Below are 20,369 nucleotides of genomic sequence, written 5' to 3'. Positions count from 1 at the left end.
GAGGAGCTTTGATCTTCGACTTCGGAGAAAAGGTGGCCATCGAGCCGGAGTACGTACTCGCTCTGTGTCAGACGCTCACCGACACCCAGGCCGCTGGCCTGTGCCAGCCGGAGGCTCTGGCTGCCGGATCCCGCGTTCTCGCCGCCGCGACCGCCCAGCCGATGGACGAGGGGGTGTGGTGGCTGCCAGCCGAGCCTCTTGCCACGCTGGCTTCGCTCATGTACGCAGCAGGCGTGTACAACCTCGATGAGGAAGAGATCGAGACGTACAGCCATCCGGGGGTGTGGGCGGAACGCTGGGTGTCCCATCAGGTCCACCTGCAAGCGCCCCGGACGAGCGCCGCCCTCGACGCGCTCGACGCGGCTGAGACCATCCTCATGCTGGCCAAGCCCTGACCCTCCAGGACTGACCCGCCAACATCGTAAGGACCCACCGCATGGGACGAGCCGTGATCAGGGCGGCCCCGGACGCCGACCTCTACATGGTCTACTCCACGACCGTGCAGTCCGTCACCGTGATCGGAACCAGGGAGGAACTGGCCGAAGAGGGCGTACGGCCTGACGAGTTCGAGCGCGCCGACCGTTTCGGTAGCTCCTCGTACCGGCGGCGCGGGTACTGGCAGTCCCCGCCGCTCTCGATGACCGCCAGCACCCGCCAGGACAGCCCCTGGTATCTGCTGGAGCGCCGCGACTTCGCCGAGTACGCCCGCCTGATGACCGAGAATCAGGACACCGAGGCAGAAGCCCTGCTGACACCGGATACGGAGCACTGAGCATGGTCACCAGCGTTGTCGCTGTTCCAGCGTCCCAGCGGGCTGCTCGTGGAGAAGCTGGCCGCTGGGACGCTGATTTTCAACTGCCGTGATTGCGAGGAGACATGAAGATCGACCGGACGATGTCGTCGGTGTACGACGCACTGCCGCCATCGAGCGCCCGTGAGTTCCGCGCGGAGCTGCGAAGGGTGCTGGTGTCGGCGGTTGAGGACTTGAACGTCGATGTCCTGCAGATGCGGCTGGACGGCCTGGTCTTGACGTGGTGGGCAGTGGCCAGCGCGCACCACTCACCCTCTGCGGCAGCCGCCACGGAGTCGGCGCGGCGCCTGCTCCAGGGAGACGCCTCGGACGTCATTCCGGCGTCCGAGGCGTTCGGGAGAGGGGACTGAATGCCACTGAGGGTTTACGACGAGCCGGTCCCGAACGACCGACAGGGCTACACCGTAGGTGAGGACGAACACTACTGGTACGACATGATCCCCATGGTCTTCAACCACCGGCTCGTGATGACCCCCAAGGACGCCCCGTCCGGCTGGGATTGGGGGTGGTGCTACAACGGCCCGGTGGAACTGATGCTGGCCGTGCACATGTGGGATCCCGAGACGCAGAGCGAACCGATCGGCTGGAAGAAGCGGCCGACGCACGTCGTCCGGGTAGCGCCGCACGCCGAGGAGGATCCGCAGCACAACCGGTTCCGCTGCATCCACGGCGACTACCCCGAGGACGGCCAGTGCTCGAAGGAACAGTTCTGCGAGCGGGGTATGCGGCAGATGAAGAAGGACAGAGCCGACGCGAAGCGGCCTGACGAGGCCGCCCTGTGACGACTCTTCAGCGGGCTCGGGAGATCTGGCTGCGCGACGGTGATTTCGCCGTGACGACTCGCCGGGACTACGGGCTGACGCTCCGGCGGTGCATCGAGCGGCTGGACCAGCAGGGCTCGGGGCGACTGGCGGCCGATGTCACGGGGGAGGACTGGCAGGACGTCCTGATCGAGCTGTGGGGGCATCTGTCGGCAGCGACGTGGAACCGCAACCTGGCGGCCGTAGCCACGTTCCTGGAATGGCTCGGCGACGCCGAAGTGTGCACGGTCAGGTTGCCCGCTCTCTGCAAGGCCCGCAAGATCCACATCGACGAAACGAAGGCCGAGGAGCGCGAGGACCTGGAGTTTCTGTGGGCGCCCACTGTGGACTTGCGGGAGCGCGCCCTGTGGCGGGTGCTGTACGAGTCGTCCTCGCGTGCGGAGGCCGTGCTGTCGCTCGATGTCGAGAACGTCGACTTGAGGAGGAGGCGGGCCAAGGCCGTTCTCAAGGGCGGCAACACGCTGTGGGTCCATTTCGAGGAGCGCGGTGGGGAACTGCTGCGGGAGTACATCGGGGACCGTACGAGCGGCCCGCTGTGGCTGACGAACCGGCGTCCGCGCAACTGGCGGGACCGGCCCGCTTCCGACCGGTCGCCGGACGGCCGCCACTACCGCCTGTCGTACAACCGGGCAGCGCGGATCATCAAGACCTTCAGCGCCAAAGCCGTGGCCGTCACGCTGCACATCCTGCGGCACTCGCGGCTGACCCATCTCGCGGAGGACGGCGTGGACACGCCGATGCTCCAGGCGATCTCAGGACACACCAACCCGGCCACCCTGCACCGCCGTTACTCGAAACCGACGAGCAGGGCTGTCCAGAAGCTCTTCGCGCAACGCAGTGCGGCAGGACCCTAATTCATACACTCAGTTGTGCGCACACATAGGTGTGCACTAGGGTGGCGTCACGGAAACCCGCCACCCTGGAGAACCGATGCCGCAGATCTGGATGACCTTCCGCACGCACGTCAGCGTCAGACGCAGCACCTGGAACACCCCGCTCGACGACACCCCCGCAGAGCTGCGCAGCATTCTTCTGGCCGCTCTGCACGACGACCCCCTCGTGAGTGACGTCGGCGCCCTGCTCAGGGCCCGCCCGTGCGCCTTGTACGGGACGGAGGTGAACTTCGACGTCGAGATCCGCACGGAGGTCGAACTGCACACCGGTGAGTGGGAGTTCACCTACCGCAACGGCGACTCGCAGCAGAAGATCACGGACGGCATCTCCGGCCGGATCGAGAATCTGTTCGCCTCCGCGCTGCGGGCGTCCGGCGTGGACGCCCGCGTCACGACGTCGTGGGACACCGTCAAGACCGTCCCGTCCACCCGGCTGTCACTGGTGTTCGCCCCGGCCGACAAGGCGGCCGACGGCGTACCGGAGACGTCGGTCCTCGACACCCGGCTGCGGCGCCTCCTGACCCGCCCCGACGTCCTTCGGTGGCGCGAGAACGTCATGGCCAGGGTGCCCGACGGCATCGCGCACCTGGTCCTGGAGGACGCCTCCCGCGACACCGGAATGTGGCCCGTGTACACGTTCCTCACCTTCCACGGCGAGTACAGGCTCCTGCAGAGCAAGCTGGGCGCGCTGTGACCCGGCCGCCGCGCCCGCGTCGCCCGCGTACACCGAAACGCCCCCGCTGACGAAACGCGGACACGTGGAAGCGCAAACATTTATCTACGCTTTCACGTGTCCGCGTAGACTGAAAGTCCTACATCCACGTGGAGGACACAGGTCATGGCGACGAGCCCCAGCCGTGCGGAACGCCGCAAGCACTTGCAGCGGCAGGCCGGTGAGATCGAGAACACCGAGAAGCCCGAGGAGATCGAGGAGATCGACTTCGAGGCCGTCCCCGGTCCGTTGATCAGCGGCCTGGGCGGCCCTGTCCGGCCGTGGGTGCCCAAGTCCCTGGTAGTACCGGGCACCCTGGACGCCCACATCAAGGGGTTCGTGGGCCGCAACCCCCGTACGTCCTTCAAGGACACGACGATCGCCCTGTGGCGCATTCTCCTGCGCGACGCACACACCGCCGAGCAGGCAGCCCTGGCGGAACACCGCCGGACCGGCCTGCCCGTGCACCCCCGCTACGGTCACGTCTACACCCTCCTGGACCAGGAACTGGACACCATGGCCGCTGAAGCGGCAGACAAGGACTGACCCAGTGCCGCACGACCCCCGCCCTCACATCACCTGCCCGGACTGCACCTCGGTGAGCTGGCATCCAGAGGACGTCAGGCAGGGCTACTGCGGCCGTTGCCACTGGTGGACATCCGACCCCGTCCTGGGCCCGGAGCGTCATCGGCTAGCCGATGACGGCAGGACAGTCCGGACAGGAGAACACGAAGACGGAGCTGGCGAATTTCGGGATCTTCGCGTGAACCCCGCGCCAGCGCCAGCCCGCGCCCCACAGCGCCTCATAGCCGCCCTCCGGCGTCACCTCGCCGCCCGCTCCGCACGCAGCGCAGACGAGAACGGCGCCCACCGCACCGACCTGATGCATCTCAAAGCGTCCTTCCTCCACCGGAAGGACTCACGCTAGCCGGACGCGGCCCCAGCGTGAACGCCGACACCCCCTGCTGCCACTTGCAGGGGGTGTCGGCGTTCACGCTGGAACGGAAACACAAGACCGTCCGGCCGGTGGTGTCGGGGGGCGACAGATCAGGGCCGGACGGTCAGTTCCCTCGGCCGGATTCGAACCGGCGACCTCCCGTGCACCCTTGCGGGCCCTAGGTGGGGCGCTCTACCACTGAGCTACGAGGGAGGCGCGCGGCGAGGTCGGCAGCACACAGTGCGTACCGGCCCCGCCGCGACTTTCGGGGGTGAGACATCGCCGCACGGTGCGGGCGGGCCACGTGACAGCGACAGGTCCAGTATGCACCCGCCCCCAAGCTGAAGTGACATTTTTTCAGAAATTGGAATATGTCAATTGGTGCGTGCCGGGCAGCAGTTGGCCCCGGCCGCTCCTCGACGGGGGCGAGGAGCGGCCGGGGCCGGTTGCGCAGTACGGGATCGTTACGAGCCGGGTGCGGTGCAGGGCAGGCACGGCGTGGAGTAGACAGTCATGGTCTTGTAATCGACCACCACGAAGGCGCCGACTCCACGGCACTCACAGTCCGGACTCGCATCACTGGAAGCGCGTGCGTCCATCACCGCATCCACCACGGCCGCGTACTTCGGGTTGACCCACTTTGCCCTCATGCGCCACCTCCTGGATGCCAGCGTAGAGTCAACGAACGCACCACACAGCGGTTACGGCCTAGTTGGGGTTCGGAGAAGGAACCTTGTCGGTGCACGGCGTATTACAGGTTCCCTCCGGACCTCCGGGCCCGTGCTGGCAGTCGGCAGCCACCTGGAACGAGCGGTCCTCCGGCCCCCTCCACAGCTCCTGGTCGACCTCGAACCCGGCCGCCAGGACCGCGCCGGTCGTCCGCGCGAGCGCGTCCTTGTCGTAGCGGGTGGGGTCAGGAGCCTCGGGGCAGTGGTGGACGAAAACCCCGAGCCTCTGGCACAGAAGGTGGTACGTGTACGTGTGCAGGATCAGCGCGTGCCAGCCCTCATCCACCACACGTGACGGCCGCATCCCCTGTCCGGGGAACTGCGCCGCCGCCGCCACGAACTTCAACGCCTCAGCGGTGATCCGGTCCGCGACCTCCACGGTCAGACCGGAATTGCGCTGCACCGTCTGCGAAACCGCCGTGAACTCCTCGGCAGAGATCAGCTCACGCGGATCGCGGACGGCCACTTTCTCAGGTGCGTGCACTGCCATGGCAGTTACTCCTCAGTCGCGTTCGCGTGAACTGACGGACAGGCGGTCCTCGTCCGGGATGGGCACGATGACCGCCCCGCAGTCACCGGGGCAGTCCTCGTGCTCGCAGCAATTGGCCGCAGCGCCTTCCCACAGGTCCAGATCCGGCTCGAACCCCGCACTGCGGATCGCCTCGACCGTTGCCGTACGCCTGCCGTCCCCATGACGGGGAGCGCCGGGCGCGGTGGGCACATGGTCGACGAAGACCCCGACCCGCACCCCCAGTTCCCGGTAGACCCGCGTGTGCAGGATCAGGGCATGCCAGCCCTCGTCCACGAGCCTGGACGGGACGAGCTTCTGGCCGTGCGACCTGGCGGCCGTCGCCACGAACTTCAGGGCCTCGGCGGTGACCCTCTCGGCGACGGCCCGGTCCATGCCGGGATTGTTGCCGACGACCGTGCTGACGACAGCCGAGAACTCACTGGCGGGCAGCAGGCTCAGCGGATCTCGCACGGCCGTACGTTCGAGAGCGGGAGCGGTCATGGCGGTACTCCTCCATGTCGACGTCTGTCCGGCCCGTAGTGGGCCCGGTACGGACAGTCTCCTCGCCCTCAGTCTTCCAGGTGACATTTTTTCAAAATTCGGCTCATGTCAATTCTGGCGGGATTTCGCCGGGCAGAGAGTCCAGCAGCCGTATCGTGACGTCGACCGCGTCCTCACCGGGCCCGGCGGCGGCCAGCGCACGCGGCCGGTTCACCGCCAGGTGGTTGTGGAGCACCTGCAATCGCCGTACCGCCGCGTCATGGAGCGCGGCGCCCGGATCGGTCGTCGGCGGGGGCGGGAACGCCCCGGTCGTGCTGCTCACGCGCTGAAGAAGTACTCGGGCTCGATGCGGATCTCCACCAGCTCGGGGTGCTGCTTCTCCCACGCCGCCCGGATCGAGACGGACTGCGGCACCGACATGCTCGCGTGGGGACCCTGGTGGGCCTCGGGGACCTCGCAGGAGTGGTTCGCGAACTCGCCCGCGACCAGCAGGCGGCAGGCCCGCTCCGGCCACTGCGGCAGCCGGAACGCCACTGGCGCCGGAGAAGAAACGGGTGCGGGGCCGGGTTCGGCGGCCTGCGGGGGGACGGCGGGGCGGTTCTTGTGACGGCGGCTCATGAGGGTCTCCTTGTCCTCACCCCCTGGGTGCCCGCCGGGCCGCGAAGACAGCGACCCCGTTGACGCGGGGGCTGAACCCCTCGTCAGGTGACGTGCTGTGTGCCGGTGGTAATGCGGGCATGCCGAGGGCCGTAGACTCCATAGCGAAGTCCTTTCGTAGTGGTTGGGACTCATCGACTGGCGGGGTGCAACCCGCTGGTTGACGGGCCGGGCGGGTGATGACCGCCCGGCTTCGTCGTCCCCGGACAAAGTGCACTCGGGGCGTGCCGTACTACGGCTGATGAGGCCGACTGTGGCAGACTCGGGGCGCCGCCACTCCGCTGCGTTTCACCGCCGTCGCAGCGGCACCCAGACTCTTCGCCAGGGGTCCTCTGTGCTTCCTCTATTTGCCGATGTTGCCCTCCGGTACGAACGTGCCCGGCGTGCAGCCGCAGGAGTAGCCCATCGCTGTGCGCATCATGGTCGAGTTGCAGTTCCCGCACTGCGCGAGTCCGTCGTCTCCCATGGACGAGCCTGCGGCCAGGTCCCTGGAGTTGCTGCGCAGGCGGTGCTTCTCGGCTGCGTCGCCTGCCTTTTCGGCGGCTTTCCTGAAGATTCCCATGGCGGTGATCGTTGCCGAGGCGTGTCGGCGGCCGGTGCTTACAGGCCAAGTCTGGAGCAGGCGTGACGGCGCAGTTGAGTCTCCGCGACGCGGAGGAGGCCCTGCGGTGTGCGCGTGCGCATCTGGTCGAGGGGGCTTCCGTGGCGCGCCGGATGGAGGAGAAGACAGGGTCGGGCCGTCCCGAATCGGGGAACCACGTGATGACTTTAGATAACCGCCACGCACCACCCACTTACCTGCGCGGGCGCGGCGCCGTCCCGCACATTCGCACCGTACCTCAGCCGAGGCGGGCTCTTAGGCCGAGGTAGTGGCGGTTATCTAAAGTCAGCCGGTAGAGTGGGGCAACCCGCCAGATCCTGCAGGAGAACTGATGCCGCTCGGATTCAGCACCGAAGAGATCGCCCAGGCCAGGCAGCGCGAAGCCGCCCGCACCGACGAACTCGCCAACAGCCTCGCCAAAATCGTCCACGAAGCCCTCCGCAAAGAGGACGCCGTCGACTCCGTCACCGTCATCCCCGACGCGGGAGAGAACGGACGACCCGGCATCGCCGTCGAACTCATCGACGGCACCGCTTTCATCCTCCCCGTCAACGACGCCTGATGGCGGGAGACCTGCCGCCCGGCGTCACACGGGGACCCGTCGAAACCAAGCCCTGGGGAGAAGGCCCCTCCTACACGGTGATGCCCTACGCCCAGCAGAAAGCCGCCGGACACACACCGCGCGGCTACTGCGGCACATGCGGCGCGTATCCCCAGCTCCGCCAGGACAACACCCTGCGCGCCCACCGGCGCCGATCACGCCAGGACAAACCCACCGACAGCATGTGCCCCGGCGGCGAACAGCGATCCTCAGGACTCCAAGCCGACGACGCCTGACCCCTGTACGCTCGACCCCAGCCGGAAACGGCCACGCGGTGGCCGGTCGCGTGTCCCTGCGACGGACAGTGGTCTCCTGAGAGATCCCGGCCCACGAAGTCCCCTGTCGATGTGGTTGAGACGGGGGACTTCGCCCGTTGTCGGCACCGGCTGGCACCATGAGCCCATGGACCCGCGCACCGCACTGGAACAGTGGCTCGCCGACGGCAACCCCGACCGCCGGGGCGCGACCGGCCGTGTCCTGGCCGACAAGAGCACCGACGGCTACGAGAACGACGTCACCTCCTGGCTGGACTTCCTCGACCTCGTCCGCATCAACGCCTGGGAAGCCGACGGCTCCCACGTCAAGACCTGGCTCGACTCCACCGGCCACGCCGTGCGCTCCCGCGCCCGCCACGTCTCCGCGCTGTCCGCGTTCTACGCCTACGCCCAGCACTTCGGATACTGCGGCCACTCCCCCGCCTACGCGGCCCTGCGCGGACGCCCCCAGGACGAACCCGGCCTGGACCTCCTCACCGCCGCCCAGACCGCTGCCGTACGCGCCGCCGCCGACGCCCTCACCACCCCCACGGCAGCCCGAGACCGCCTCATGATCTACCTCATGCTCGCCCAGCTCCGCCCCCGCCAGATCACCGAACTCGGCCTCTCCGACCTCCACTTCGAGCAGCACCGGCTCACCGCCGACGTCTGGCAGAAAGGCGGCGGCACCCGCCTGACCGAACTCCCGGCCGCCGTCACCCGCGTCCTCACCGTCTACCTGCCGCACCGGGTCTTCCGGCCGCCGCACTCCCACGAGGCGAGCGGCCCGGTGCTGACGACGTACCGGGGCAACGCCCTCGACCCCAACATCACCCCCCGCACCGTGCTGCGCGCCGCCGTCATCGCCAGCCCCGCCTGTACCGCCGCCCGTGTGCCTCGCGATCTCAAGCCCGACGCACTCGCCCACTCCCCCAGCCCGCTGGCGGGGTGACTCCCGCTGAACGGCCGCGTCCTGCGGGCCCCGGTCACTACGCTGGAACACCGGACTCGCCATCAGAGGAGAGACATGGCCGACACTCCCGCACCCGAGACCGTAGAGATGCTCCCCGTCACCTGGGACGGCCGGGGTGAACACTGGACCGTCACCGTCTGCGGCAACGACGGCAGGCAGCTCTTGCAGCAGACGTACGAGCACTGGACCGACTTCCGGCCCGCGAGCGCCGGACACCGGCTCATTGAGCACGGTTACATGCCCAACCCCGAGCGGTATCTCATCAAGGACGCCGTCGCCTCCTGGACCGAGGTCGAGGAGGACCGCCTCTACACCGGCGAGGTCTACCGCCTCGCACCCCCGGCATGACCGGCGAGGAGGACGCACCGGTCGTCGCCCTGACCGGTGCGCTCGGCAGGCTCGGTCTCACCGTCTCGACTGCCGAGCGCTTCGAGACCGGTGACGTCCGGGTCTGGTTCCCGCCCGAGGAGTGCAGGGGTGTCGTCGGCATCCTCGGTCTTCCGCCCCTGCGCCCGCTGCTGCTGGCTGTCCAGGAGATCGGTGTCCGTCCGCACGGCGGCAGTGCGATCGGCGGAGCGGCGACGTTGTATCTCAGCGACGAGGAGGCTCTGCGCCTGGCGGCCGTGCTGAAGCGCGCGGCCGTGTCTGACGGTGCGGCGGGTGCTGGTGCGCTAAGTTGAGCCGCTCGCGCTCCGACGGGCGAGACAGCGGAGAACCCCCGGATTAGTCCTCCGGGGGTTCTCCGCTGTCTGCGTGGGCCGGTTCGTCAGGCCGCCCGGCCGCCGACGGGCAGCGGCGTTTCCAGGGTGAGGGTGTTCTCGGCATGCGGGTCGAGGAGTTTGTGGGGCTCGGCGGTGTCCAGGGAGACCTCGGCGCCGTTCTGCCGGGTTCCCCAGCCGGTTCTGGCGCAGGTGGCCATGCCGTACCAGCGCATGGCGCGCAGGACGGTCCAGGCCCACAGGACGGCCAGGGGCATCATGAACCAGGTCGCGGTGCGGGATCGCATGCGTTCGTCGCTGCGGAAGATGCTGAGGTAGCGCAGTCCTTGGGCCCATCCGATGACGAAGGGGATGACAAGGATCAGCAGCGGCGGGGACTGGTGGGTGGTGGCGGGGGCGACGGCCAGGAGCCAGACGAGGACGACGGTGGACAGGATCATCTGGGCCCACCGCATCAGGTGGGCCCAGTAGGCGAAGGAGGTGACGGGAAGGTAGCGGAGTCGCCAGATGGAGCGGATGGTGCTGCCGCGCATCCAGCGCAGGTACATGCGCAGGAGGTGGCCGGTCTTCTCGGGCATCGCGCTGAAGACGATGGCGGAGGGCTGCTGGACGGTCCGGCCGCGCAGGAGGGCGTAGAGGGTGAGGAGGGAGTCGTCGGAGAACATCACGGGGCGGCCGAAGAAAGTTTCGTTGAGGTAGCTGTCGAGGTTGTCCTGGATGACGGCGGCGCGGTAGGCGGCCAGGGGTCCCGAGTTGACGAGGACGGATCCCATGGCGGACATCGCGGAGCGGTCGACGAGCTGGCCGGTGACGAACCACAGGTCGGTGATGCGGGTGATGAGGTTGACGCGGTGGTTGGTGGCGATGACGATTCCGGCGACGGACTGGACTTTGGGGCGTGAGAAGGGGATGAGTACCTGGCGTACGGCGTCGGGGGCGAGGCAGGAGTCGGAGTCGACGGTGATGAAGATGTCGGCGGCGCCGTTGGCCTGGCGTACGCCGTGGACCTGGGCGTGGCGTTTGCCCTGGTTGGGGGTGCGGCTCCAGGTGGTGTGGATGCCTGCCTTGGCGGCTTGTTCGAGCCACCAGGTGCGGACGTCGGCGTAGTCGGTGGTTTTTGAGCCGTCGTCGACGACGTGGACGCTGTCGGGCGGGCGGGTCTGGCGCAGGAAGCTTTGCAGGCCCATGCGGAGGTAGCCGGGGTCTTCGTTGTAGGCGGGCAGGATGATCGATACGTGGAGTGCGTCGAGTTGTTTCTGGATGCGGGGGGTGATCTTGTAGGGGAGTTCGAAGTGGTAGAGGAGTGTCTGGGTGACCAGCAGGACGAATGTGGTGAGCCAGACGAGGCCGAGGCCGTCGGTGTGAAGGGTGTGCATGACGTGTTCGGCGGTCCAGCCGCTGAGGACGGTGAGGGTGAGGGCGGCTGCCAGTGCGGTGACGGAGCGGTGCAGGAAGGCGTCGGGCGCGCTGTGGCGTCTCATCGCTGGCTGTGGTCGCGGTGCGGGCGGAACGCGAAGCGGGCGGCGACGGCGCCGATGCCGACGATGACGAAGGTGATGGCGAGGAGTATGTAGCCCTGGATCGAGAGGCCGCCGATGACGACGACGCCGCCGAGTCCGGCGCCGGTCTTGGCGAGTTGTGAGTGGTCAGACATGGTGGTCCCCCCTGGGACAGATACTGCGTTGGCGGGTTTCGCGCGGTGCGCGGTTGTGTTGGGTGACTCAGGCGGGCGAGTCGTGGAACACGGTAGCGGTCTTACGCGGTCTTTATGGACCGTTCAAACATTTTTCAATGTGCTTTGTGGCACAGGGGGTTGAGGCTCCGGTGTCCGGGGGTGTCCGGGTTCCGGGCTGAGGGGTGACGGGGTGTCAGCGGCCTCGTAGGGTGGGGTCGCTCCTGTGAAGCGGGGTGGCGGGGCGTGGACGTACGGGCAGTTCCCCTTGGCCGGGGCCGTACGTCTGCGTCTCGCGGTTCTACAGCGGCGGGGACTGCCCGTACGGGCGGTAGGTGTCCTCGTCGGGGTGGAGCGCGGCGTTAATCGCAGCCTGCTGGGCCCAGGTGGCGCGCTGCCAGCGCATGCCCTCCTCCTGGGCGTCGAGGGCGTGCTGGACGCGGCGTTCGGCGGCGTGGAGGGTGCTTTCCCACGCGGCCTGGTCGAGCGCGGCTTGTCCTTCGGCGAACTCGATGGCGTCCTGCGGCTTCATCGGCGCCCAGTGGCAGATCACGGCGGTGAGCAGGAACGCGCCGCTGGGTACGGCGGTTCCGGCGAAGATCAGGGGGGCGCTCTGGCCGTGGAGGGCCAGGGGCAGTGTCACGGCCGCGATGAGGGTCGCGGTCAGGAACAGCGCCGTGGAGGGGTGCACACCGCCGGGGGCCTGGTGGACGGTCATGGTGTCCAGGTCTGTGTAGGTGCGGCCGTAGGGGCGGCGGGAGAGCTTCGCGAGGCGGGGCGTGCCGTCGGGTGCGTAGCCCTTGTAGTGGTAGTAGGTGCCGCCGGTGCGTACCCAGGAGTTGGGCGGTATGTCGCTGAGGTCGTGTCCGTGTCCCCCGTTGGTGGTCATGGCGTCCACGGTAGCTCCATGGGTCGGCGGGGGACAGACGGTTCGTCAGATGGTGACGTGCTTGAGCTGGGAGACGTAGCCGGGCGAGACGTCCAGGAGGCGTGCGATCAGGGTGCCGGTGCACATGATGGTGTGTTCGTCGGCGATCTGCTGGACGGCGTCCTGGTAGACGCGGGCCTCGGCCTTGCTGCGTCCCTTGCCGGGGGCGGCCGGGAGGGCGCCGAGGAACGCGGTGACTTCCTGGGGGGTGGCCTCGGTGCCGTCGGTGTGCTTGATGGTCGGCAGCGGCGCCACGGGCGCGGGCGCGGCGGCGGCCGTGGCGGCGGGGAGAGCGAAACGGGGCCGTTCGAGGGTCTTGAAGGGCGGGACGGTCGCGAGGACGGCGGGCACCGTGACCGTCCATGATGCGGGCATCGGCGCGGTCTTGGTCCAGGTGCGGGCCAGGTGGGCCTTCGCAGTGTCGGCGGTCGCGCTGCGCAGGTTCATGATGCGCCAGACGAGGAACGTCGGCCACGGGGAGAGGATCCACTCGCTGAGGCGGAGCTTGGCCAGCGGCGCCGGGCGCAGTCCGGCGTCGATGAGGGCCTGGCGGCGGGCGGCCTTCGCGGCTCGGAGCTTGCCGCGCAGCATCATCTCCAGGCCGGTGATCCACACGACGGCGGGCAGTGCGTGCTGGCCGAGCGCGGTGGGGTGGGGCCATGCCGCGCGCAGTTGCAGGGCGACGGTGGCCATGGACAGGGCTGCCACGATGAGGCGGATGCCCCAGGCGGAGCGGCCCTGCTGGACTTCCTGGACGGCCTTGCGGGAGTACGCGAGGATCGCGAGGTCGGCGAGGGCGCCGACGACGACGGCCTGGTCCGGGGGGAACCCGTTGGTCAGCGCGACCTGGTACAGGGTCTGGTACGTGATGTAGAAGCCGCCGAGCGCGAGGAGGTAGATCGCCGCGTCGGTGATCTTCTCTTCGGTGAATGCAGACGTGAAGCGGCGGGTGGCGGTAGCATGGGCGGTAGTCACCGTGAACTCTCTTCCTTATGCCTTGGCGGGCGGGGAACGGGATAGGTGCCGTCAGGGGCCCCTTGCGATTCCTAGTCGCGGGGGGCTTTGGCGTTTGTTTCAGGTGCCGTCGGTCTCCTGGGCGCGGCGCTCCTTCTCCTCGGTGAAGCGGCGCTTGAGTACGAACTCGCTCACGCCCGCTTCGCGCGCCAGTGTCCTCAGCGGCACGTTGTCGGTCTCGTGGCGCTCCAGGAGCGCGTCGACGTTTTCAACGGGAACCTGGACCTTCCTCTGGCCGGACCGTTTCGGCGTGACGCCTGCCTGCTCCAGTACCCGGCGGACCCCGTCCGGAGTGACGTTGATGCCGTAGGCAGTGGATGCCTTGCGGGCGATTTCCTCCATCGTGCCGCCCTTCTCGTCTTCGTGGAGAAGCACGATCCGGGCCCGGTCGGAGGGCGTCAGCCCCTCTTTGCCGGAGAAGAACCCCTGCACGTATTTGTCGGGGTGGGCCTTGTTGAACCGGACGGCGATCCTCCCGACCTGTTCGGTGCCAGCGGGGAGGTCCTCCAACGACTTGGGCAGCTCGATGGGGACGGGGCTCCGGCGCAGGCGCAGGCGGCCGTTGGAGGTGTCGTAGCCGCGCGCCCGGAGGATGTTGTAGAGCCAGCTCGTCTGGTTCAGCGGCTTGCCCGCGAGGGTGACGATGGTCCCGGCCTTGTACCCCTCTTCCCAGGTGGCGGCGAGCAGGTCGTCCCGGAATCCCTGGAGGTAGGCCAGAGCCTGCTCCATCGACGTGACCACCTCGCCGACAATAGCCAGGTTCTCGGCCGCCGGGGTGGTCGCGTCGTGCCGAGAGTGCCTGTCAGGTGCGGTACGTGACGACGAGGCCATGATCTCCTCCATAAGTTGTGCGGACGACACCACCGTAACGCACAACATGGTGCACGCACAACATGGTGCACGCACAACATGGTGCGTGCACACGTGGGTGCATTTTACTTTCCTGTGACGAACCCCGACCCGCCCAGAGCGGCAATCGCGACCGGAATCTGCGGGAACGGCTTGGTCAGGATCACCTTCTTCACGCCCCTCTTGAAGCGCTCCAGTTCTCTGATCTGCGCCCGCAGGGCCGCGTTCGTCTGCACCACCGTGTCGAACGACGCCTTCGGGACCATCATCGACATGCGGTCCTGCAGTTCGCGGACCTGGGCCTCCTGCCGTTCGCATTTCGCCTCCAGGTCGGAGACACCCCTCAGTGCGCGGATCACCTCCTGCTCCAGCAGCCCGAACGCGGCCGACACCTCGGCCGGAGTCTCACTCTGGACGGTCGGGCGCCTGGCGCTCTTGTGCTTGGCGCTCCTCACGCCGTGGGCGCGGAAACGGTGCGCGCCGAGTCCGGGCGCGCTGTCGCTGCTGAACGTGCAGGCCGGATCATCTGGGCACGCGAACTTCGCCTGCTCGGGCTCGGCGGCGGCCGGGGCGCCGGGGTACTGCTCCAGACCGATGCTGACGTTCTTGTCCACCTCGGCTTTCTCGTGCGCCTCAACAGCCCTGAACAGCCCGGCCGCCTCGGCCATCGCGTTGATGTTCCGCTCGTCGGGAGTGCCCCGCGTGGGGAGTGACACCGGCCTGCCGACGGGCGGGAACAGCACCACGCTGCGGGGGCGGTCCTCGATTCTCCAGCCCACCAACAGGGCGAGCTGCCGGACGTGTTCTACGGGAGCGGGAACGGGCCTGACGGAGGTGCTCATGAACGGACTCCAGAGTGGCGGGTGCTGTATGCACTGAAGTAGCGGCTTCCAGCCACCCTAGGCGCCTTCGCGTCAGTGAGGAATACCGTCCAGCATGACTGCTGTCCATGTGGGCCCCACCGACGTCCACACGCGGTCGGCGATCCACTCGTGCTCGGGCATCTTCGGCAGGAACCGGAAATGCCGGTCGACGTACGCCAGCGTCAGATGCGGCAGCCACCCGTGCTCCGACGGCAGCCGGTATCCGTGACCTGTGAGGAACGCCGCGAGATCGGAATGGAGCTGGGCGCCGCCAGGGATGTCAGCAGTCGCCGCCAGCACGTGCTGGTTCTCCGCCTCATTGGAGAACTTCAGCACTCCCCCGATACGCACACGGATAGCTTTCTGCCTCGCCGCCCACGACCCGACGAGTTCCGGAAGCCACTTCACCAGTTCGGGGGTGTAATCGCTGATCTTCCCCAGATACGCCAGAGTGATGTGGAGTTCCCCGACCGGCTCGCCGCCCTCCCGCGCGAGCTGCTCCGCAATCTCACGCGGCGGCACGATCGCCACCATTATGCCGGTCTCGCTGTCAGTAGCGGCCTGCCGCGCGATGAGCGCACCCAGCAGACGGATCTCCTGCACCGGATGGTCAGCGGCGGCGGTGTGCTGGGCCCGGTCGTCGATGAAGTGCTCCGGGCGCAGGTCGCGCTGATGGATCTGGTAGTGCTGTTCGCCGCTGGGGAATTCGTCGTCGATCTGCGCGAGGTGCTCGGGGACTCGGACGTGGACGACACCTTCGCCGTAGCCGATGGCCTGGCTGTCCGGCTCGTGCCCCCGGTGCGTGGAGAAGTACACCGGACCGTTCTCGCGGGAGAGCATGCGCTTCTCCCGGTAGATCGCGTCAGCAGCTTCCGGTGTCGTGCGGTGGTACAGATCGAGGTGGCTCACTGCGCCAGTCTGCTGGAAGAACTCCGTGGCAGTCGAAGCGTAGTGGTGTCCTCCACTGCCACCTTCCTCGCAGCAGGAGGCGTGGTGGCCGTAGCCGCAGTGCTTACAGTGCGGCTCATCCTCCATGGATTCACCACATTCCTCACAGCCCTCATGTTCGAACTCCCCGTAGTCAGGGTCGTCATCTCCGGGTTCATAGGTTGAGTGATGCTCCTGGACCACGCGGAGGGGGTGGCGGCTTTGTCTTGAGCCAGCGGCTTTGGCATCCCTGGGCAGCTCGTCGGTGTCCATCTCGTGCGGGCCGGTGGGCTCTACCTCGTACACACGGGGGCGTGCCCCTTCATGCCCCTCAGGGTCGTCGGCTGAATCGGCGAAGATTTTGGCGATCTCGGGACGATGAGTGAAGAAAACATGAGGATTGGGCTGTCCGTACCCCTGGTTCGATTTGTGACCCGGCTCGATGAGGTCACCCGGCTTGAAGGGGTACCTCGTACCGTGGAAGAACGGACCCGGATGCTCACTCGACTGTCGGAAGAACGCGGTGGCGGTGACGGCCGCCGTTTTGCCGGTATCCCATTCGGACCGGTCGAGCTTGCGGACGACGTTCAGCGGGTGCTGCGTTTTGTAGTCGCCGCCGTTGTAGTCGCCCTTGAAGTCGCCGGTCGGTTCGACCTCGTAGACGTGGCCGCCGGACTGCTGGGCGTACGAGGCGGCGGTGTCCTTGTGGGTAGTGAAGTACACGTGGGTGGATTTCGCACCCTCGTCGCCCCAGGAGTTGGTCTTGCGGCCGGGCTTGATCTGGTCGCCTTCGCGCAGGCGCTTGCCACCACCGTGGTAGAGCGGTCCGTAGACCTCGGACTCCTTCTCGACATAGCCGCCGTCGGGGCCGTAGGTCAGGTGCTTGTGCTTCCAGACCTTGGGGCCGGGCTCGTCTACGGCGCGCCGGAAGAAGGCGGTCGCAGTGTGGGAGGTGTCCAGGTCATGACGCTTATGCAGGAAGGACGGGTGCAGCCTCTTCCCGTCGATGGCGTACTTCGTTTCACCGGGCTCATCACCGGGAGAAGACTTCAGCCCCATCTCGGTGATGTAGTGCGGCACGCGGAAATGCAGGATCGTCGGCGAGGAGGTGTTACGCGCATGCGTCTCCGCTTCGGCCCATGAGGTCGTCAAGGTGGGGTGACCCTGTGCTGCCGGGTACAAGCCGTCCTGCTCGATCGAGTCAGCAGCGTCTGACGATGTCCCGTGGTACAGGTCGGCGTGGCCCATGGTCTCAGACTGCCGGAAGAACGCGGTGGTGCTGGTGTCGGTCATGCTGCGTTCTCCTGGTCTGTGGTGGCACCGTCGTGGGAGTGCTTCCAGTCTATGAGCTGCTGGAGTGGGTGGCCTGGGGCTGCGTCGAGGGCTTTCCAGTCCGCGTTGGCGGGGTCGTAGAGGCCGTCACCCTCGGGTCCGAATGCAGCGTGGCGGTCGCTGTGGAGGTAATCGTACAGAGCGGCGCCTTCGCGTTCGCGGGTTCCGGGGGGCAGCTCGGCGACGGCTTTGACGAGTGCACGGAGGGCGTCGAGGACGTCCCAGGTGGATTCGGGGAGCTTGGTCGGGCCGAAGTCGTCGGGGACCTGGACGGGGCGTACGGCCCATTCGTCACGGGTGATGTCGTACGCGGCGTACGGCTTGATTGCGCGGATGTCGTACGAGCCGGGGTTGCAGTAGAACGTTGAGTCCCAGGGGCCCGTCTGGCCTGCGGGACCGGGGAGCATCCGGTGGCCGTCGTTGAGGTGCTCGCGCAGTTCGTCGGTGAGCTTGGTGTCGAGTTCGCCGTTGGGCTCGCCGGTGAAGGCGTCCACGTAGTGACGAGCGGCGTCGTAGTCGATGCCGATGAGGACGTCGAGGTCGTTGTTGCCGTAGAAGTGGCTGGCCTCGGATCCGGCGAGGTAGACGCGGGCCCAGGACTGCCAGGTGTCGCCGTACTTCGGTGCCCAGAACGAGTTGATCAGGCCGAGAATCTCGCGGCGTACCTCGGGGCGCAGGTGATCACCGTCGAAGAGGCGCGGGTCGAGATCCTTGTGAGCGGGCGCGAAGAAGTGACCGTGGGGCAGCCAGTCATGCTTATGTTCGTAAGGCTCGTTGTTGTCGGGAACAGGGGTGCTGGCAGAGGCGATGTGCTGCTGGGTCGCCTCATCCCAAGGGCGTCCGTTGAGCGTCCACCCGCCGTACGACATGGGGCCGTCTGACTCGCCGTGGTCGTGCCCCGGATAGTACGGTTTTTGCGGAGGACTGGCGGCCATCTGTCGGCGTGCGGCGTACTTCACGGGGCGCTCGTCGAGGTCTTTGTCATCGTCCTCGTCCCAGGAGTGAGCGCCGTCGATGGTCGCTTCGTGCGGGCTGAAGGCGATGGCTGACAGGTGGCCCCGTGGGCCTTCGTACTCGTTGCCGTAGGTGATGCCGTCGTGGCCGTGCTCACGGAGGTGGTCGCGGAAGGCGCGGCCGACCTCGGCGATACGGGGGTGGTGGCGCAGGTCGCCTTCGCGGAGCGCTCCTGCCGGGACGTCGGGGTCGTGGGTTTTCGGCAGGTCGCGGCTGAATTCGGGGTGGGCGGCTGTCCAGGCGTGGGCTTCGTCGGTGAGGTCGTTCTCCGAGTGGTAGTGCTTGGGGTTCTCCATCGACAGGGAGACGTGGTGGACGGTGCCGTGCATCTCTTCGGCGAGGTCGCGGGCGGTGCCGTGGTCGGAGGTGAAGTGGATGCCGAGGTGGCTGTTCCAGTGCTTCCCGGCTTCCTCGTCGTGCCCCCTCCTGGTGTGGCCCTCCTCGAAGCCGCTCTCTTCGAGGTTGTGGGGTGAGGCGTGGTACCAGCGGTCAGGTGGCCCGTACACGCCCAGTTCGGCGGCCGTCACCGGGAAAGGGGGCATCGCCTGATCCAAGGTCGCGGTGTGGCTGGAGCCTCCGTCGGCCTGGGCGCCGTCGCATGAGGCGTCGTCGGGTGAGTCGGCCGGGACGTCGCCTGCGGTGTCGCAGTGGTAGCACTCGAAGCCGGTGTCGTAGTGCTCGCCGGTGCCGTTGCAGCAGGGGCAGGTCTTGTGGTGCTTGGCCGCACCGATGCGGGCGCTGGTGCGGCGCAGGGGCTCGCCGTGGGTCTCGACGGCGTCGCCGGTGCCGGTGCGCCACTCGTGCTCTCCGGGAAGGTAGTGGCCCTGGGCGCCGGGTTTGGGCCGGACCTTGATCACGCCGAAGTTGGACGGGTCCTTTGCGGCAAAGGCGGCGCGGTCGTTGGCGAGGAAGAGAACTCCTGGCTTGCCTTCGCCCGCCCAGTGACGGGCCTGGGAGAAAGCGGAGTACGCCTCGTGGCGCTTGTTGAGCTTCTCCCTGTCGGTCATGGGACGGATCCAGCCGCTGCCAGCGCGACGGCCGTCCTTGGTTTCGCCGAAGTCCATGTGGCGGGTGGGGTGTGGTGTCAGGCCCTGCTCTGCGGCCTCGTCGTGGGTACGGAAGCCCGGCTCGATGACGTGTTCGTTCATGGTGGCCTGGGCGTGATCGGGGTCGTGTCCGAAGATTCCCGTGTATTCCTTGCCGAAGGGGTGCTTGGCGCCTTCTCCCCGGTCGGCGGCGTCTTTCAGATCGTGCATGGTGGTCTTGCCGTTGAGGACGTCGTGGTACTCGTGAAGGGCGTGGAGCATGGTGTGGGCGTGTTCGGCGGAGTCCGTCATGGACAGGTAGTCCGGGGTGCCGCCGAGACCGTGGCCGTTCTTCTGGCCTAGTTCGCTTCCTGACTTGAGGCCGTGCTGCTGGACTCCCGCTACGTCGGTGGTCGTGTGGTAGAGGGTATGCGGGAGGGGTTGCCAGCCGTTGCTCTCGTGTCCCTTCCCGTAGTACTTGTGGGCCTCGGCCTGCTCGTGGGTGAGGTGGCCGAGCGACAGTCCCCGGCGGACCCTGTTCTGCCAGTCGTAGTGGTCTTCTCCGTCCTGCTGGGCGAAGGATTCCGCCGGGGGGCCGGGGTGGGCGGTCGCTGACCGGAAGAAGTCGCTGAGGGAGGCGATCGTGCGGCCCCTGGAGACGCTTTTGCCGTCGGTGTACCTCTTCCACCAGGCGGCGCCGTCGGGGGTGCGGTCGCCGTGTTCGATGGGGGTGCCGGGGTGGCGGTGCTGCATTTCGTCCATCAGCGCCGAGCCGACGCCCTTGTGCCGGTGTTCGGGGTGAGTCTCCAGCTTGTTGATGTAGATCTTGTCGGCCTTGCGGCGCGGTACGTCGTAGGTGAGGTGGCCCATCTCCTCGCCGGTTTCGGGGTGGAGGGCCTGGAGTCGTACGCGGGTCGGGCGCTTCGTGCCGCCGGTTTCGGTCTCTTCGTGTTCGAATCGCGGGGCCGCGCTTGCGGCCGTCCGGCGGAAAAACCCTGTAGCGGTGATGTCCGTCATCCCTGCACC

Annotated in this window: 26 protein-coding genes and 1 tRNA gene; 12 read left to right on the top strand and 15 right to left on the bottom strand. The window is 67.6% G+C overall.

Annotated elements, in window-relative coordinates; translation table 11 throughout:
* Positions 1-8: 8 nt before the first annotated feature.
* The 7 genes from ACFZAM_RS31700 to ACFZAM_RS31670 all read left to right on the top strand — a co-directional run bounded on the left by ACFZAM_RS31700 (position 9) and on the right by ACFZAM_RS31670 (position 3,783).
* On the top strand, positions 9-395 hold the full coding sequence (locus tag ACFZAM_RS31700; protein WP_391050956.1) for a hypothetical protein: 387 nt from the start codon (positions 9-11) through the stop codon (positions 393-395).
* Between the two features lie 41 nt (positions 396-436).
* On the top strand, positions 437-772 hold the full coding sequence (locus tag ACFZAM_RS31695; RefSeq protein WP_391050954.1) for a hypothetical protein: 336 nt from the start codon (positions 437-439) through the stop codon (positions 770-772).
* Positions 773-876: 104 nt separating this feature from the next.
* Positions 877-1,161 (top strand): DUF6247 family protein, encoded by a 285-nt coding sequence (locus tag ACFZAM_RS31690; RefSeq protein ID WP_391050952.1) that lies wholly within the window; start codon positions 877-879, stop codon positions 1,159-1,161.
* Positions 1,162-1,593 carry a hypothetical protein gene (locus ACFZAM_RS31685; protein WP_391050950.1) on the top strand — a complete coding sequence of 144 codons (432 nt, stop codon included), beginning with the start codon at positions 1,162-1,164 and terminating at the stop codon, positions 1,591-1,593.
* A 50-nt stretch (positions 1,594-1,643) separates the two neighbouring features.
* Complete coding sequence (locus ACFZAM_RS31680) at positions 1,644-2,486, top strand: tyrosine-type recombinase/integrase (RefSeq protein ID WP_391050948.1); 843 nt, start codon at positions 1,644-1,646, stop codon at positions 2,484-2,486.
* A gap of 76 nt (positions 2,487-2,562) precedes the next feature.
* Positions 2,563-3,219, top strand: coding sequence for a hypothetical protein (locus ACFZAM_RS31675; protein ID WP_391050947.1), 657 nt, complete (start codon positions 2,563-2,565; stop codon positions 3,217-3,219).
* A gap of 144 nt (positions 3,220-3,363) precedes the next feature.
* Positions 3,364-3,783 (top strand): hypothetical protein, encoded by a 420-nt coding sequence (locus ACFZAM_RS31670; protein ID WP_391050945.1) that lies wholly within the window; start codon positions 3,364-3,366, stop codon positions 3,781-3,783.
* 145 nt (positions 3,784-3,928) lie between these two features.
* On the opposite strand, the gene ACFZAM_RS31665 is transcribed toward ACFZAM_RS31670, so the two are convergent.
* The 7 genes from ACFZAM_RS31665 to ACFZAM_RS31635 all read right to left on the bottom strand — a co-directional run bounded on the left by ACFZAM_RS31665 (position 3,929) and on the right by ACFZAM_RS31635 (position 7,133).
* The gene (locus ACFZAM_RS31665; protein WP_391050943.1) at positions 3,929-4,126 is read right to left on the bottom strand and encodes a hypothetical protein; all 198 of its coding nucleotides are present in this window, start codon (positions 4,124-4,126) and stop codon (positions 3,929-3,931) included.
* Positions 4,127-4,302: 176 nt separating this feature from the next.
* Positions 4,303-4,387 (bottom strand) — tRNA-OTHER (locus ACFZAM_RS31660).
* A 495-nt stretch (positions 4,388-4,882) separates the two neighbouring features.
* On the bottom strand, positions 4,883-5,392 hold the full coding sequence (locus tag ACFZAM_RS31655) for a glycine-rich domain-containing protein (protein WP_391050941.1): 510 nt from the start codon (positions 5,390-5,392) through the stop codon (positions 4,883-4,885).
* A gap of 12 nt (positions 5,393-5,404) precedes the next feature.
* Positions 5,405-5,914, bottom strand: a complete 510-nt coding sequence (locus ACFZAM_RS31650) for a glycine-rich domain-containing protein (protein WP_391050939.1) — start codon at positions 5,912-5,914, stop codon at positions 5,405-5,407.
* 103 nt (positions 5,915-6,017) lie between these two features.
* Complete coding sequence (locus tag ACFZAM_RS31645) at positions 6,018-6,236, bottom strand: hypothetical protein (protein ID WP_391050937.1); 219 nt, start codon at positions 6,234-6,236, stop codon at positions 6,018-6,020.
* On the bottom strand, positions 6,233-6,532 hold the full coding sequence (locus ACFZAM_RS31640) for a hypothetical protein (protein ID WP_391050935.1): 300 nt from the start codon (positions 6,530-6,532) through the stop codon (positions 6,233-6,235). Before ACFZAM_RS31640 ends, ACFZAM_RS31645 begins: the two co-directional genes overlap by 4 nt.
* Before the next feature lie 382 nt (positions 6,533-6,914).
* Positions 6,915-7,133 carry a hypothetical protein gene (locus ACFZAM_RS31635; protein WP_391050933.1) on the bottom strand — a complete coding sequence of 73 codons (219 nt, stop codon included), beginning with the start codon at positions 7,131-7,133 and terminating at the stop codon, positions 6,915-6,917.
* A gap of 370 nt (positions 7,134-7,503) precedes the next feature.
* Between ACFZAM_RS31635 and ACFZAM_RS31630 the strand changes: the two genes are divergently transcribed.
* From ACFZAM_RS31630 to ACFZAM_RS31610, 5 genes are all read left to right on the top strand, one after another.
* Positions 7,504-7,734 carry a hypothetical protein gene (locus tag ACFZAM_RS31630; protein WP_391050931.1) on the top strand — a complete coding sequence of 77 codons (231 nt, stop codon included), beginning with the start codon at positions 7,504-7,506 and terminating at the stop codon, positions 7,732-7,734.
* Positions 7,734-8,009: a hypothetical protein gene (locus ACFZAM_RS31625; protein WP_391050929.1), complete on the top strand. Its 276-nt coding sequence runs from the start codon at positions 7,734-7,736 to the stop codon at positions 8,007-8,009. The genes ACFZAM_RS31630 and ACFZAM_RS31625 overlap by 1 nt, the downstream gene beginning before the upstream one ends.
* Before the next feature lie 166 nt (positions 8,010-8,175).
* Positions 8,176-8,979: a site-specific integrase gene (locus tag ACFZAM_RS31620; protein WP_391050927.1), complete on the top strand. Its 804-nt coding sequence runs from the start codon at positions 8,176-8,178 to the stop codon at positions 8,977-8,979.
* Between the two features lie 75 nt (positions 8,980-9,054).
* Complete coding sequence (locus ACFZAM_RS31615) at positions 9,055-9,348, top strand: hypothetical protein (RefSeq protein WP_391050926.1); 294 nt, start codon at positions 9,055-9,057, stop codon at positions 9,346-9,348.
* Entirely contained in the window at positions 9,345-9,680 is a 336-nt protein-coding gene (locus ACFZAM_RS31610; RefSeq protein WP_391050924.1) for a hypothetical protein, read from the top strand. The genes ACFZAM_RS31615 and ACFZAM_RS31610 overlap by 4 nt, the downstream gene beginning before the upstream one ends.
* Before the next feature lie 86 nt (positions 9,681-9,766).
* On the opposite strand, the gene ACFZAM_RS31605 is transcribed toward ACFZAM_RS31610, so the two are convergent.
* The 8 genes from ACFZAM_RS31605 to ACFZAM_RS31570 all read right to left on the bottom strand — a co-directional run bounded on the left by ACFZAM_RS31605 (position 9,767) and on the right by ACFZAM_RS31570 (position 20,360).
* Positions 9,767-11,200: a glycosyltransferase gene (locus ACFZAM_RS31605; protein ID WP_391050922.1), complete on the bottom strand. Its 1,434-nt coding sequence runs from the start codon at positions 11,198-11,200 to the stop codon at positions 9,767-9,769.
* Positions 11,197-11,373 (bottom strand): hypothetical protein, encoded by a 177-nt coding sequence (locus ACFZAM_RS31600; protein ID WP_391050920.1) that lies wholly within the window; start codon positions 11,371-11,373, stop codon positions 11,197-11,199. The genes ACFZAM_RS31605 and ACFZAM_RS31600 overlap by 4 nt, the downstream gene beginning before the upstream one ends.
* Positions 11,374-11,692: 319 nt before the next feature.
* A complete protein-coding gene (locus ACFZAM_RS31595) occupies positions 11,693-12,280 on the bottom strand; it encodes a hypothetical protein (protein ID WP_391050918.1) in 588 nt (195 codons plus the stop codon).
* 45 nt (positions 12,281-12,325) lie between these two features.
* Positions 12,326-13,294 (bottom strand): DUF2637 domain-containing protein, encoded by a 969-nt coding sequence (locus ACFZAM_RS31590; RefSeq protein ID WP_391050916.1) that lies wholly within the window; start codon positions 13,292-13,294, stop codon positions 12,326-12,328.
* Positions 13,295-13,393: 99 nt separating this feature from the next.
* Positions 13,394-14,176, bottom strand: coding sequence for a hypothetical protein (locus tag ACFZAM_RS31585; protein WP_391050914.1), 783 nt, complete (start codon positions 14,174-14,176; stop codon positions 13,394-13,396).
* 92 nt (positions 14,177-14,268) lie between these two features.
* Complete coding sequence (locus tag ACFZAM_RS31580; protein ID WP_391050912.1) at positions 14,269-15,024, bottom strand: hypothetical protein; 756 nt, start codon at positions 15,022-15,024, stop codon at positions 14,269-14,271.
* A gap of 72 nt (positions 15,025-15,096) precedes the next feature.
* Positions 15,097-17,265: an NAD(+)--rifampin ADP-ribosyltransferase gene (locus tag ACFZAM_RS31575; RefSeq protein WP_391050911.1), complete on the bottom strand. Its 2,169-nt coding sequence runs from the start codon at positions 17,263-17,265 to the stop codon at positions 15,097-15,099.
* On the bottom strand, positions 17,262-20,360 hold the full coding sequence (locus ACFZAM_RS31570; RefSeq protein ID WP_391050909.1) for a GNAT family N-acetyltransferase: 3,099 nt from the start codon (positions 20,358-20,360) through the stop codon (positions 17,262-17,264). The genes ACFZAM_RS31575 and ACFZAM_RS31570 overlap by 4 nt, the downstream gene beginning before the upstream one ends.
* Positions 20,361-20,369: the final 9 nt, after the last annotated feature.

Origin of the sequence: Streptomyces sp. NPDC008079 (genome assembly GCF_042957385.1) — a bacterium.
Taxonomy (GTDB): Bacteria; Actinomycetota; Actinomycetes; order Streptomycetales; family Streptomycetaceae; genus Actinacidiphila.
The sequence above is the reverse complement of the archived record's forward strand: the minus strand, read 5'-3'. Positions and strand labels throughout refer to the sequence as shown.